Below are 13397 nucleotides of genomic sequence, written 5' to 3'. Positions count from 1 at the left end.
CCGTCATTCCGGACCGGCGGCCGGAGACGGGTCGGGGATCTCGTGCGGCCGGTATTGCGGCAGCCGCGAGGCCGGGAGGATCGCCAGCGCGCTGACCCCCGCCAGCAGCAGCAGGCCGAGCTTGAGCGTGCCGAGCCGCGATTCCTCGTTCACCACCACCGCCGCGTCGATCTGCGCGGGCGTCGCGTCGGTCGCTTCGAGCGCGACGCGCAGGTCGTCGTTGCTGATGAAGTTGAGATTGTCCATGTCGACCTGGGCGACGAGCGACGGGGGCAGCTCGGGGTGCTCGACCACGGCACGACCGACACTGAGTCCGAGGAGCGACACCAGAAGTGCGCCCGCCAGCGCGGTGCCGACCGCCGATGCGAGGTTCTGGGTGGTGCCGCGCAGCGACCCGACGTCACCGGCGAGCTCGGCGGGGGCTGCGGTCACGAGCACGTTGAACACCAGCGTGACGAGCGCGCCCTGACCGATGCCGAACACGATGAGCCCGACGATGGTCGGGATCGTCTCCCAGTTGTTGTTCACGACGAACGACAACCACACCAGGGCGACCGTGGTGAGGATGAACCCCACGACACCGATCGTGCGTGGAGGGAAGCGCCGGTACAGTCGCACCACCAGGGTGGCCGTCACGAAGACGGTGAGGTTGAACGGCATCATGGCCATGGAGGTGTCGAACGGCGTACGGCCCTGCACGATCTGGATGTAGAGCGGGATCGTGAAGTTCACGCACGCCTCCAGCGCGACCACGATGAACATGGCGTACACGGCGGCCCGCTCCCGCGAAGAGCCGAGGACGCTCAGGTCGATCAGGGGCACCTTCCCCTCCGCCATCCGCTTCCTCGTCCACAGGAAGAATGCCTGGCCGAGCACGAGGCCGACGACGATGAACACGGGAGCGGGCGAGAGGCCGAGGATGTTGAAGGGAGCGTCGGTCGTCGCCGCCACGGCACCCCAGGAGTTCAGGTTGTTGAAACCCAGCGTCAGCAGCACGATCGCCGCTCCGATCAGCAGCGACGCCACGAGGTCGATGCGGATCGAGGCGTCACCGCGATCACCGCGCAGGGTGAAGCTCAGCGCGAAGACCACCACGGCGATCCCCAGGACGATGAAGAACATCGGGCGCCAGCCGACCAGCGTTCCCAGGGTGCCGCCGATGAGGAAGGCACTCACCCCCGAGATCGCGCGGGCCGAACCGATCGCGCCGATGGCGGTCGCCTGCTGCGGTCCGCGGTAGTTCTCGGCGATGAGTGCGACGATCGACGGCACGATGATCGCCGCGGCTGCTCCCGCGACCGCCTGGCCGGCGATCGCCCACCACACGGTGGGAGCGAGGATCATCATGACCGAGGAGCCTGCGAACAGCGCGATCACGATCCGGAAGATGACGACCCAGCCGATCCGCTGGCCGAGTTTCGCTCCGGTCATCACGAGGGCGGCCACCGCGAGGCCGTACATGACGATGGTGGTGCTCGCGACCGTGGGCGGAACACCGAATTCGCTCACCATGCCGCCGAGCGAGATCGGCAGCGCCGCCACGTTGAACGACATCAGCACCTGAGCGAGGAACAGGCTGACCATCGGCAGCCACGAGGTCTTGGTCGGGCTCTGCAACGGCTGGATCATGAGTGCTCCTGCGGTGCGGTCGAGAAAGCGGGTGGGTCTCTGCGCGCCGGGGCGGAGGCGAACAGGTTCAGCCCCAGGACGCGCGACAGATAGCCGATCGCCATCTGCGATCGGATCGAGTTTCCGGCCTCGTCGAGCCGTGGCGAGAAGCCGGCCACCGCGCCCTTCCCGGGGGCGACCGCGACGACGCCTCCGGAGACGCCGGACTTCGCCGGGAGCCCGATCTCGAACAGCCAGTCGCCGGAGCGTTCGTACAGCCCGGTCGACGCGACCACGGCCAGGGTGTCTCGGCACACCTCTTCCGAGACGACCCGCTCACCGCTGACGGGGTTGACTCCCCCGTCGGCGAGCGTCGCCCCCATCACCGCCAGATCGTGAGCCGTCACGGCCAGAGCACACTGACGCGTGTAGACGTCGACCACCTCATCGGGATCCCCCTCGAGCCGACCGTAGCTGCGCAGCAGACGCCCCAGCGCACGATTGCGGTCGTTCGTCTCCGCCTCCGAGGCATAGACGACGCCGTCGAGGCTCAGCGGCCGCCCGGCGAAGGCCGAGAGTCCTTCCCGCACGCGCTCCCACTGCTCGACGGTGGTGCCGCCCGGCATGAGCGCGGTCGTCGCGATGGCACCCGCGTTGACCATCGGGTTCATCGGGTGCCCATCGTTGAGCTCGACCGCCATCACGGAGTTGAACGCGAGTCCGGTGTTGTTCACGCCGACGATGTCGCGCACACGTTCGTGGCCGTGCTCCTGGATCGCCAGTGCGTAGACGAACATCTTCGAGATCGACTGGATGGAGAACGGGTGCAGGGCATCGCCGGCGTCGTGCAGCCCGCCGCCGACCTCGATCACCACCAGCCCGAACAGTTCCGGATCCACCTCCGCAAGCACGGGGATGTAGTCGGCGACGCCGCCCGAGTGCTCGCACGCGTAGCGGGAGTGCGCCTCGCGTACGAGCTCCTCGACGCGATCCCATCCCGGCAGGGTGCCGGTGGACACCTCCTGCGAAACACCGCGCCACGCCGTCGGGTCGAGCACATCTCCTCCTCGGATCCGTGACGCCCCCAGCCGTCAGAGTCACCGTAGCGCTCGACGGCCGCCTTCGGCTAGAGAATCCTCGGCGGGATGACCCGGGGTCAGTACCAGTTCATGGCCTGGGAATGCGACCACGCACTGCACGGCGTTCCGTACACCGATGAGATGTATCCGAGACCCCAGGCGACCTGGGTGGCCGCGTTCGTCTGCCAGTCGGAGCCCGCGGACGACATCTTGCTGCCGGGAAGGGCCTGCGGGATGCCGGTCGCGCCGCTCGGGTTGTACGCCTGGTAGTTCCAACCGGACTCCTTGTTCCACAGCGAGTTCAGGCAGGAGAACTGATCGCCGCCCCATCCGTAGGTGCTCGACATGATCTGCTGCGCGGCTGCCTTGGCGCCTTCCGGAGTGTTGGCTGCGGCCAGAGCAGCCGCGGCCTGCTGTTCCGCCGCGGCCTGCGCAGCGGCCTGCTCCGCCGCGACCCTGGCTGCCTCCTCCTCGGCCTGCTTCTGCTGCGCAGCGGTGAGCGCGCTCCGAAGCTCGTCGGTATCGGAGACGACGTTCGCCGTCTCCTCTTCGACCTCGTCGGCGAGGACCCCCACCAGGAGCACCGGCGTCACGTCGATGTCGTCGAGTTTGTCGATGTCGTACTGCAGGTCGGTGGTGTCGACGGACGTCACCGCGCCGACGTCGAGCCCGGACGCGACGACCTCGGATTCCAGCGTGGATGCCGCCGTCGCGGCATCCTTCGCCTTCGCCAGCGTGGCGGCCGCATCCTCGGTGATCTGCGCGAGGGGTTCTGCACCGGCCAGCGCGGGGGCGGTGACGGCCACCGCGGGGTTGATGGCTCCGACCGCCGGCGCGGACGCGAGGCCGACGCTGAGGGTGATGCCGACCAGGGTGGCGGAGGCGAGGCCGAGGAGGGTCATGGGGCGGTGGGCGGCGGAACGGGCGGACGCCGCCGCGGAGGCGCGCCGAAGCGCACGGGTTTTCTGAAGCATGGGTTCGACTTTCGGGTGGTCGTACGCCCTTGCAGGAGACTCATCGGGAGCTCGTCCCAGGCGCAAGTCAACCACTCTGAACCACGAACCTGAGCGAAAACCATCCCTCACCTGGGATTTACATGAGAAGAGGGCCTCGTGCACGCCTTCCGGCGGCACGAGGCCCTCTCACTCGGAGCTTCGCCGAGTGTGGTCTCAGACGTTCGCGTCCTGACGCTTCAGACGAGCGGTCTCCCGCGCGCGGGTGTTCGCGTCGAGGTTCACCTTGCGGATGCGGACGACCTCGGGGGTCACCTCGACGCACTCGTCGTCGCGGGCGAACTCGAGGCTCTCCTCCAGCGTCAGCTGGCGCGGAGGCGTCATCGACTCGAAGGTGTCGGAGCTCGCCGCACGCATGTTGGTGAGCTTCTTCTCCTTGGTGATGTTCACGTCCATGTCGTCGGCGCGGGAGTTCTCGCCGATGACCATGCCCTCGTAGACCTCCTGCGTGGGCTGCACGAAGAACGACATGCGCTCCTGCAGGGCGATCATCGCGAACGGGGTGACGACGCCCTGGCGGTCGGCGACGATGGAGCCGTTCTGACGCGTCGTGATGGAACCGGCCCACGGCTCGTACCCGTGCGAGATCGCGTTCGCGATTCCGGTACCACGCGTGGTGGTGAGGAACTCGCTACGGAAGCCGATGAGGCCGCGCGACGGGACGATGAACTCCATGCGCACCCAGCCGGTGCCGTGGTTGGTCATGTTCTCCATGCGACCCTTGCGGTTCGCGAGCAGCTGGGTGATCGCCCCGAGGTGCTCCTCCGGAGTGTCGATCGTGAGGTGCTCGAACGGCTCGTAGGTCTTGCCGTCGATCTTCTTCGTGACCACCTGCGGCTTGCCGACGGTGAGCTCGAAACCTTCGCGACGCATGTTCTCGACGAGGATGGCGAGGGCCAGCTCTCCACGGCCCTGCACCTCCCACGCATCCGGACGCCCGATGTCGACGACCTTGAGCGAGACGTTTCCGATGAGCTCCTTGTCGAGACGGTCCTTGACCATGCGAGCAGTGAGCTTGTGCCCCTTGACCTTGCCCATGAGGGGCGAGGTGTTGGTGCCGATCGTCATCGAGATGGCGGGGTCGTCGACCGTGATGGCCGGCAGCGGGCGCACGTCCTCGGGGTCGGCGATGGTCTCGCCGATCGTGATGTTCTCGAAGCCGGCGATGGCGACGATGTCGCCGGGACCGGCGGACTCGGCGGGGTAGCGCTCGAGCGCGCGGGTCTTCAGGAGCTCGGTGATACGCGCGTTCTGGTGCGTGCCGTCGGAACGGACCCAGGCCACGGTCTGGCCCTTCTTCAGCGTGCCGTTGAAGACGCGCAGCAGCGCCAGACGGCCGAGGAAGGGGCTGGAGTCGAGGTTCGTGACCCAGGCCTGCAGCGGGTGCTCGTCGTCGTACTCCGGAGCGGGAACGTGCTCGAGGATCGCCTCGAACAGCGGCTCGAGGTCGTCGTTGTCCGGCAGCGAGCCGTCGGCGGGACGGTTCTGCGATGCCGCACCGGCACGACCGGAGGCGTAGACCACCGGAACGTCGAGGAGCGCGTCGACATCGAGGTCGGGCACATCGTCGACCAGGTCGGAGGCGAGACCCAGCAGCAGGTCGTGCGCCTCTTCCTCTACCTCCGCGATGCGGGCGTCAGGACGGTCGGTCTTGTTGACCAGGAGGATGACGGGGAGCTTCGCCTCGAGCGCCTTGCGCAGCACGAAGCGGGTCTGCGGCAGCGGACCCTCGCTCGCGTCGACCAGCAGCACGACACCGTCGACCATGGACAGGCCGCGCTCGACCTCGCCACCGAAGTCGGCGTGACCGGGGGTGTCGATCACGTTGATCGTGATCTCCTTGCCCTGGGCGTGCTTGCCCTTGTATGTGATCGCCGTGTTCTTGGCGAGGATCGTGATGCCCTTCTCACGTTCCAGGTCGTTCGAATCCATGGCGCGCTCATCGACGTGGGCGTGTTCGCCGAAGGAGCCCGTCTGACGCAGCATGGCGTCGACGAGAGTGGTCTTGCCGTGGTCGACGTGCGCGACGATCGCGACGTTGCGGAGGTCAGAACGGAGGGCGTGCGCCATGCAGGTGTCCTAAAAGATGTGGGGTTTCGCCGGGAAGCCGACGTTCCAGGATAACGCAAGCTCAGGGCTTGTTCCTGAAAAGCAGGTCGTAGCATCGAGATCGTGACCCGACCGCAGGCTCCGTGGGACCTCCCCGACCTCTCCCCCGCTCCCTCCCGCGCACGACTGTGGTGGGAGATCGCCATCGTCCTCGCGCTGGGCCTCGGCCAGTCGGCGGTATACGCGATCGTGCAGCTCGCCTACCGGCTCACCGACGAGACCCCCATCGCCGACCAGGTGGCCGCGCTCAACCCCTCGCGAAGCGACCGGGAGATCTTCGACCTCATCTACCAGGTGCTCGCCATCGGCTTCTCCCTCGTCCCCGTCCTGCTGGTGTGCTTCCTGCTGTGGCATTCGCGTCGCCCGCACCTGGCGCGGCTGGGGCTGGACGGCACGGGGATCGCGAAGGATGTCGGACGTGGGGTGCTCCTCGTCCTGGCCATCGGAATCCCCGGACTCGGCCTCTACCTCGCCGGCCGCGCCCTCGGGCTCACGGTCGCGATCGACCCCGCAGGGGTGGGCGCTTTCTGGTGGACCGTTCCCGTCTTGCTGCTGGCCGCCGCCCGAGCCTCCCTGCAGGAGGAGTTCGTCGTGCTCGGCTATCTCTTCACCCGGCTCCGGCAGCTCGGGTGGAGTCCGTGGGCGATCATCATCTCCACGTCGATCCTCCGCGCGAGCTATCACCTCTACCAGGGATACCCCGCCTTCATCGGGAATCTGGTGATGGGGCTGCTCTTCGGCTGGCTGTACCAGCGCACGGGCCGACTGATGCCGTTCCTCGTGGCGCACTTCGTGATCGACGCCGCCGCGTTCGTCGGGTATCCGTGGGCAGCGTCGATGTGGCCGGAGTTGTTCGGGTTGCCGGGCTGAGTGTTGGACACTCGCACCGGCCCGGTCACCGGCGCAGTTACGCCGATGACCGGGACAGTTCAGACGCGCCTCAGATGTGAACAGATCCCAAACAAGCGTGTCGCGAAGCCACTAGGAGTTGTACTGAATCGTGATCGTCCTCGAGCCGCCACTGAGTGGCGCCCAAGGGTCGGGCATCTGGAACCAAAGCTGACCCAAGTTCGTCGATCCCGCATTCGCAGTCGTGGTTCTCATCGGCGTGTACGTCAAAGTTCCGGAGCCGCACAATGTGCGTGGTGAAGAGCTGTAATTTATGTTAGATGTCGATCCGACGGAGATCGATAGACACTCGTTTCTTGGAAATGTCTTCGGCCGAAGAATGATGGTCCTCAGCACACCCTTCGTACTCGACTGCCGCTGCCAGGAAGTTGTCACGGTGATCCACCACGTCTTCCCGGCCGAGTCCACGATCGACATATCTCGTGTGGCGTCTTGAATTGCGGCGGTATCAGCGAGGTTTATGGTCGTGGACGAAGCCGCGGAAGCGGGGATCGTAGTCCCGACCACGAGCCCCGCAGCCAAGAGACTTGCCGCAACGATAGAGCCAATCTTCTTTCTGAGCATCATTGCCCCTCCTTTGTCGTTGGCGGCAATGACTTCTATGCCCCGATCTCGTTGCCACCGAAGAACTCAAGTAAATGTCACTCTGCGCATCAGTGAAAAGCGACCTTCAGCCAGGAAACGAACTCGTATGTCTACGTCTAGAACGCGCGCAGGAACAAAGCCTGACACAGGGAGGATTGCGAAAGGGCGAAGGAAGGGTATCCGGGATCGCCTTTCTCCGACGAGCGCGGGGGGATACCGGTCGCTCAGAGCATCGTGGACTTGACGACCAGGACCGCGCCGGCTGCCCAGACTGCGATCACAGCGAGCACGATGAGCCCGGGGACATCCCAGGTGCGACGAATCGACGAGTCCCCAGCGGGGGCCGCTTCCCACAGATCGCGGATCGACGTGAGCTCTCGCAGTCCGGACGGGGCTTTGGTATCGCTCTCACCGCCCCTCACCGGACGCGGTGGTCGTGCACGAGCAGGACCGCCGTAACAGGTCAGTTCACGTCCGTCAGTGAGCGAGAACTGCAGCTGCCAGCGAAGATCGATGTCGCGCACATTGGCCCAACCGAAGCTGGTCCGCCGCAGCATGTTCTGCACCACGACCCCCTCGGAGTCCACCCGGACCGAGGAGACGTAGCTCAACTCGTACACGATCCACAGTGCGAGCAGCACCCAAGGCGCGAGGAGCAGCATCTGCGCCCAGCTCCCTCGGACAACGGCGTCGCCAAGAAGGAAGAGCGCGAGTAGCGTGCTCGGGATCAGGATGACCAGTCCCGAGGACGCGCGATAGGTACGCGCGCCCTCGGGGTGCTGTGGCTCGATCACCGTCAGCGACCGCCGAGAGGGATCGACGCCCCGGGGATCGCCTTGAGCAGACGGTCGGTGTACTCCTGCTGCGGGTTGGCGAAGATCTCGTCGACAGTGCCCTGTTCGACGATCTTCCCCTTCTCCATCACGCACACGAGGTCGCTCGATACGCGGACGACGGCAAGGTCGTGCGTGATGAACAGATAGGTTAGGCCGAGCTCGGACTGCAACTCGGCGAGGAGCTGCAGGACCTGATCCTGCACCAGCACGTCAAGCGCCGACACCGCCTCGTCTAGCACGATGATGTCGGGCTTGAGGGCCAGCGCTCGAGCAATCGCGACGCGCTGACGCTGCCCACCCGACAGCTCATTCGGGTACCGGGTGGCGAGCACGCGCGGCAGCGAGACCTGATCCAGCAGCTCCTCGACCCGCTCGCGCTGCGACGAGCGATCGCCGACGCCGTGGATCTGCAGTGGCTCGGCGATGGTGTTGCCGATGTTGCGCAGCGGGTCGAGCGAACCGTATGGGTCCTGGAAGACCGGCTGCATCCGTCGACGCAGGCCGAATGCTTGAGCATTCGACAGCTTTGACACGTCCACGCCGTCGATCTCGATGGTGCCGCTGGTCGGCTCCTCGAGTTTCAGGACCATCTTGGCGACCGTGGACTTGCCCGATCCCGACTCTCCGACGAGAGCGAGGGTCTTGCCGCGCGGGATCTCGAAGGACACGTTGTCGACAGCACGGAAGGCTTCGCTGCGGAAGTTCCCCTGACGGATCTTGTAGTCCTTCGTGAGGCCGGCGACCCGCACCGTCGGAGGGATGGCAGCGAGGTCTTCGGTCGTCTCGATGCCCCGGTCCTCCACCACCGCTTGGATGCGCTGCGAGGCGACGCTGGGCGCCGCGGCGACCAGACGCTTCGTGTACGGGTGCTGAGGGTCCTCGAGGATCTGCCGGCTCGGACCTGCCTCGACGATGTTGCCGTTGTTCATCACGATGATCTTGTTCGCACGCTCGGCTGCGAGGCCCAGATCGTGCGTGATCAGAAGCATCGAGGTGCCCTTGTCGCGCGTGAGCGAAGCCATGTGATCGAGGATCACGCGCTGCACCGTCACGTCCAGCGCGGAGGTCGGCTCGTCGGCGATCAGCAGCTTCGGGTCGGCGGCGAGACCGATCCCGATCAGCGCGCGCTGTCGCATTCCGCCCGAGAACTGGTGCGGGAACTGATGCAGTCGCTTCTCAGCGTCAGCCAGCCCCGCCTGCTGCAGGACCTCGACCGTGCGCGCCTTGGCGCTCCCACGATCTCCCGCGATGCCGTTCGCTCGGATCGCTTCCTTGACCTGGAAGCCGATGCTCCAGACCGGGTTGAGGTTCGACATCGGGTCCTGCGGCACGAAGCCGATGTCCCGGCCGCGGACGGCTTCGATCTGGCGACGGTTCAGCGTCGTGAGCTCTCGCCCCTCGAGCGTGATGGACCCGCCGGTGACCTGTCCGGTTCCGGGAAGCAGGTTCACGATGGCGGTCGCCGTCGTGGACTTGCCCGACCCGGACTCGCCGACGATGGCGACGGTCTCTCCCGGCATGATGTCGAAGCTGACTCCGTGGAGCACTTCGCGCAGCCCCTCCTGGGTGCGGAAGGCGACCTTCAGGTCGCGGACGCTCAGCAGAGGGACCTGTTCGGTGATGCGCTCGCTCATCGGCGTGCCCTCGCCTTCGGGTCGAGGGCGTCTCGGATGAGCTCGCCCAGGGTCACGAACGCCAGCACCGCCAGGGTGAGGGCGATCGACGGATAGATGAGAGCCATCGGAGCGACGCGAAGCGAGGCCTGGGCTTTCGCGATGTCGTTACCCCACGACATCACATTGCTGCCGAGACCCACTCCGAGGAACGAGAGCGTGGCTTCGGCGACGATGGCCGCGGCGAGCCCGAGGGTCGAGACGACGAGAAGCGGAGCGATCGCGTTCGGGACGACGTGATTCACGAGGATCCGGAACTTCGACTGCCCGAGAGCCTGGGACGCCATCACGAAGTCGGCCTGTCGCACTCGGAGCACCTCCGCTCGCACGACTCGCGCAGTGGAGGCCCAGGCGAAGGCGCCGATCGCGAATGCCAGGGTCCACACCGAACGGGCGTCACGGAACACCGTCATCACGACGACGGCCGCGAGGATGTACGGGATGGCGAAGAAGATGTCGCCGATGCGCGACAGCAGCCCGTCGAGCCAGCCGCCGTAGAAACCGGCGAGGGCTCCCATGATCAGGCCGAGCACGGACGAGATCACCGTGGCGATCAGGCCCACGGCCAGCGACGTCTGCGATCCCCACACGATGCGGGCGTAGATATCGCATCCCTGGAACGTGAAGCCGAGGGGGTGTCCCTCGGTCGGGCCGCCGTTGCTGTTGGACAGCTGGCAGTCGTCGTTCGGCGGCGTCGTGGTGAACAGCGTCGGCCACAACGCCATCACGAGGAAGAACAGCGCGAGCGCGATCGAGAACCAGAACAGAGGACGACGGCGCAGGTCGGCCCAGGCATCCCTCCACAGGTTGCTGGGCTTGTCCGAGATGCGGACGGCGTCGACAGAGATCGACTCGGTCTCGACCGGGGCGACGTAGTGCTGCGGAGTGGTGTCAGGCATAGCGGATCCTCGGGTCGAGCAGACCGTAGAGCAGGTCGATGAGAAGGTTCACCAGCACGTAAAGGATGACGAACACCGTGACGAACGAGACCACCGTCGGGCCTTCGCCGCGCTGGATCGCCTGGAACAGCGTGTTACCCACACCGGGGACGTTGAAGATTCCCTCGGTGACGGTCGCACCGACGAGCAGCACGCCGAAGTTCGTGGCGGAGTTGGTGATGACGGGGATCAGCGAGTTGCGCAGCACGTGCACGGGAAGCACGCGACCCCTGGACAGTCCCTTGCTGTAGGCGGTGCGTACCCAGTCCTGGTTCAGGGTCTCGATGACGGAGCTGCGCATCAGACGCATGCTCACGGCATAGAGGCTGAATCCGAGCACGATCGCCGGAAGCCACAGACCGCCCCAGTCGTTATCCGCACCCACGGTGGGTTTGAACCATCCGAGCTGGATCGCGAGGAAGTACTGTGCGAGGAACGCGACCACGAAGATCGGGATCGCGATCGCCACGAGGGCGACGACGAGCGACACGTTGTCGAACAGCTTGCCCTTGCGCAGCGCCGAGATCGTTCCGATGATGATCGCGAGCGTGAACTCGATCCCGATCGCCATGACAGCGAGGCGCCCGGTGACGGGGAGGGTGGCTGCCAGGACCGCCGAGACCGGACGACCCGAGTAGGTCGTTCCGAGGTCACCCTGGAAGACGCCGGTGATGTAGTACCAGTACTGCACGATGAACGGGTCGTTCAGGTGGTACTGCTCGCGGAGCTGTTCGATGACAGCCGGGTTCGGGGTCTTGTCCCCGAACAGAGCGAGGATCGGATCGCCAGGCATGGCGAACACGAGGAAGTAGATGAGCAGGGTGGCTCCGAAGAAGACCGGGATCACCTGCAGAAGACGTCTCAGAATGTAACCGAGCATCCGCTTGTCCCTTCTTAGAGGGGTGAGAGAAGCGAGGCGAACACAAGCCTGTGAGGCGGTGACGAAGAATCGTCACCGCCTCACAGGTGAAGTGCCGTCGGGCTTTACTCGCCGGCCTTCGTGATCTCGTAGTACAGCGGAACCGAGTTCCAGCCGAACGTCACGTTGCTGACGTTCTCGCTGAAGCCGCCGGTCACGTTCGAGTACCACAGCGGGACCGCCGGGAGGTCCTTGAACAGAACCTCCTGCGCCTTGGTGAAGTCCTCGATCTGTGCGTCGGCGTCGGGGTTGCTGATGCCGGCCTTGATCAGGTCATCGAACTCGGGGTTCGAGTAGTCGCCGTCGTTGGAACCGGCGCCCGTCGCGTAGAGCGGTCCGAGGAAGTTGTACAGACCCGGGTAGTCGGCCTGCCATCCCGAACGTGCAGCGGTGGTGATGGTGCGGTCGTTGACCTTGGTCCGCAGGTCCTGGAAGGTCGGGTACGGGTCGCCGGACGCCTCGATGCCGAGCGTGTTCTTGATGCTGTTGCTCACCGCGTCGACCCAGGCGTCGTGCCCGCCGTCTGCGTTGTACGCGATCTTGAACTCGCCGTCCCAGGGGGCGATGGCGTCGGCCTTGGCCCACAGCTCCTTCGCCTTCTCGGGGTCGTAGTCGAGGACCTCGCTGCCGGGGACCGAGTCGGACCAGCCGTCGATGACGGGCGACGTGAAGTCCTTCGCGGGCGTACGCGTACCCGAGAAGATCGTCTTGGTGATCTCGTCGCGGTTGATCGCCATGGAGATCGCCTGACGACGCAGTTTGCCCTCTTCGCCGCTGAAGTGCGGCAGGAACTGGCCGATCGTGAACGACTGGAACACAGCGGAGGGCTGGTTCACGGCGCGGTCGCCGAGCTCGTCGGTGAAGACCGCCAGGGAGTTCGTCGGGATCGCGTCGATGACGTCGACCTCGTTCGACAGCAGGTCGGCGTAAGCCGCTTCCTGCGTCGCGTAGAACTTGATGGTGAGACCGCCGTTGGCTGCCTTGCGACCGCCGTCGTAGTCGTCGTTGCGGACGAGCTCGATCTGGACGTCGTGCTGCCACGCGTCATCGCCGGCGATCTTGTACGGACCGTTGCCGATCGGGTTCTGCCCGAAGGCGTCCATGTCCTCGAAAGCGACATCGGGCAGCGGGTAGAACGCGGAGTAGCCGAGACGCAGAGCAAAGTCAGACGCAGGCTTGTTCAGCGCGATGGTGAAGGTGTAGTCGTCGACCTGCTGCAGGCCGGTCAGCTCGGAGTCCTCGTCGTAGCTGAAGCCCTCGATGTCCTCGAAGAAGTAGCTGGAGAGGTGGCCGTTGGAGAGCTTCGCGCCCTCGTTCCACGCCTTGATGAAGTTGTCGGCGGTGACTTCCTCGCCGTCGGTGAAGGTCTCGCCCTTCTTGAGCTTGACCGTGAGGTGCTGGGGGTCCTCGGTGGTGATCTCCTCAGCCACGTCGTTGACCGGCTTGCCGTCGGCGTCGTAGTAGATCAGCCCAGCGAAGATCTCGTCGAGGATCTTTCCGCCACCGACCTCGTTGGTGTTGGTCGGGATGAGCGGGTTCTCCGGCTCGGATCCGTTCGTCGTGATGATAGCGTCCGCGTCGACGTTGCCGCCGGCGTCGCCCTTCGAGTCGTTTCCGCCACCGCTGGCGCAGCCCGCCAGCGCCAGCGCGCCGATCACGAACAACGCGGTGCCCGCAAGGGCGATCTTGTTGCGCTTCACTTTGTGTCCTCCTGTGGACATTCGGGGT

10 protein-coding genes are annotated in these 13397 nt (G+C 65.7%); 1 reads left to right on the top strand and 9 read right to left on the bottom strand.

Going from position 1 to position 13397, the window contains the following annotated elements:
- Positions 1–3: 3 nt before the first annotated feature.
- The 4 genes from ACLFA2_RS15675 to typA form a co-directional block, all read right to left on the bottom strand.
- Positions 4–1629, bottom strand: coding sequence for an MFS transporter (locus tag ACLFA2_RS15675; protein WP_426621596.1), 1626 nt, complete (start codon positions 1627–1629; stop codon positions 4–6).
- Positions 1626–2666: a glutaminase A gene (gene glsA / locus ACLFA2_RS15670; RefSeq protein ID WP_426621595.1), complete on the bottom strand. Its 1041-nt coding sequence runs from the start codon at positions 2664–2666 to the stop codon at positions 1626–1628. Before glsA ends, ACLFA2_RS15675 begins: the two co-directional genes overlap by 4 nt.
- A 98-nt stretch (positions 2667–2764) precedes the next feature.
- Positions 2765–3661 carry a phospholipase gene (locus tag ACLFA2_RS15665; protein ID WP_401122211.1) on the bottom strand — a complete coding sequence of 299 codons (897 nt, stop codon included), beginning with the start codon at positions 3659–3661 and terminating at the stop codon, positions 2765–2767.
- Positions 3662–3856: 195 nt separating this feature from the next.
- Entirely contained in the window at positions 3857–5770 is a 1914-nt protein-coding gene (typA, locus tag ACLFA2_RS15660) for a translational GTPase TypA (RefSeq protein WP_021199602.1), read from the bottom strand.
- A gap of 102 nt (positions 5771–5872) precedes the next feature.
- On the opposite strand from typA, the gene ACLFA2_RS15655 reads away from it, so the two are divergent.
- On the top strand, positions 5873–6679 hold the full coding sequence (locus tag ACLFA2_RS15655; protein ID WP_426621594.1) for a CPBP family intramembrane glutamic endopeptidase: 807 nt from the start codon (positions 5873–5875) through the stop codon (positions 6677–6679).
- Between the two features lie 848 nt (positions 6680–7527).
- Here ACLFA2_RS15655 and ACLFA2_RS15650 read toward each other — a convergent pair.
- The 5 genes from ACLFA2_RS15650 to ACLFA2_RS15630 form a co-directional block, all read right to left on the bottom strand.
- Positions 7528–8097 carry a PH domain-containing protein gene (locus ACLFA2_RS15650; RefSeq protein ID WP_167254544.1) on the bottom strand — a complete coding sequence of 190 codons (570 nt, stop codon included), beginning with the start codon at positions 8095–8097 and terminating at the stop codon, positions 7528–7530.
- Positions 8098–8099: 2 nt separating this feature from the next.
- The gene (locus ACLFA2_RS15645; RefSeq protein ID WP_167254546.1) at positions 8100–9773 is read right to left on the bottom strand and encodes a dipeptide ABC transporter ATP-binding protein; all 1674 of its coding nucleotides are present in this window, start codon (positions 9771–9773) and stop codon (positions 8100–8102) included.
- A complete protein-coding gene (locus tag ACLFA2_RS15640) occupies positions 9770–10711 on the bottom strand; it encodes an ABC transporter permease (protein ID WP_045263069.1) in 942 nt (313 codons plus the stop codon). The genes ACLFA2_RS15645 and ACLFA2_RS15640 overlap by 4 nt, the downstream gene beginning before the upstream one ends.
- On the bottom strand, positions 10704–11630 hold the full coding sequence (locus ACLFA2_RS15635; protein WP_045263068.1) for an ABC transporter permease: 927 nt from the start codon (positions 11628–11630) through the stop codon (positions 10704–10706). Before ACLFA2_RS15635 ends, ACLFA2_RS15640 begins: the two co-directional genes overlap by 8 nt.
- 104 nt (positions 11631–11734) lie before the next feature.
- Positions 11735–13369, bottom strand: coding sequence for a peptide ABC transporter substrate-binding protein (locus tag ACLFA2_RS15630; RefSeq protein ID WP_292776304.1), 1635 nt, complete (start codon positions 13367–13369; stop codon positions 11735–11737).
- Positions 13370–13397 lie beyond the last annotated feature (28 nt).

This window comes from Microbacterium sp. As-52 (genome assembly GCF_049949185.1).
GTDB classification, from domain to species: domain Bacteria; phylum Actinomycetota; class Actinomycetes; order Actinomycetales; family Microbacteriaceae; genus Microbacterium; species Microbacterium maritypicum_A.
The sequence above is the reverse complement of the archived record's forward strand: the minus strand, read 5'-3'. Positions and strand labels throughout refer to the sequence as shown.

Coding starts and splice junctions, on each gene's coding strand:
- ACLFA2_RS15675 (WP_426621596.1), bottom strand. CDS start 1,629: ATGATCCAGCCGTTGCAGAGCCCGACCAAGACCTCGTGGCTGCCGATG.
- typA (WP_021199602.1), bottom strand. CDS start 5,770: ATGGCGCACGCCCTCCGTTCTGACCTCCGCAACGTCGCGATCGTCGCG.
- ACLFA2_RS15635 (WP_045263068.1), bottom strand. CDS start 11,630: ATGCTCGGTTACATTCTGAGACGTCTTCTGCAGGTGATCCCGGTCTTC.
- ACLFA2_RS15665 (WP_401122211.1), bottom strand. CDS start 3,661: ATGCTTCAGAAAACCCGTGCGCTTCGGCGCGCCTCCGCGGCGGCGTCC.
- ACLFA2_RS15640 (WP_045263069.1), bottom strand. CDS start 10,711: ATGCCTGACACCACTCCGCAGCACTACGTCGCCCCGGTCGAGACCGAG.
- ACLFA2_RS15645 (WP_167254546.1), bottom strand. CDS start 9,773: ATGAGCGAGCGCATCACCGAACAGGTCCCTCTGCTGAGCGTCCGCGAC.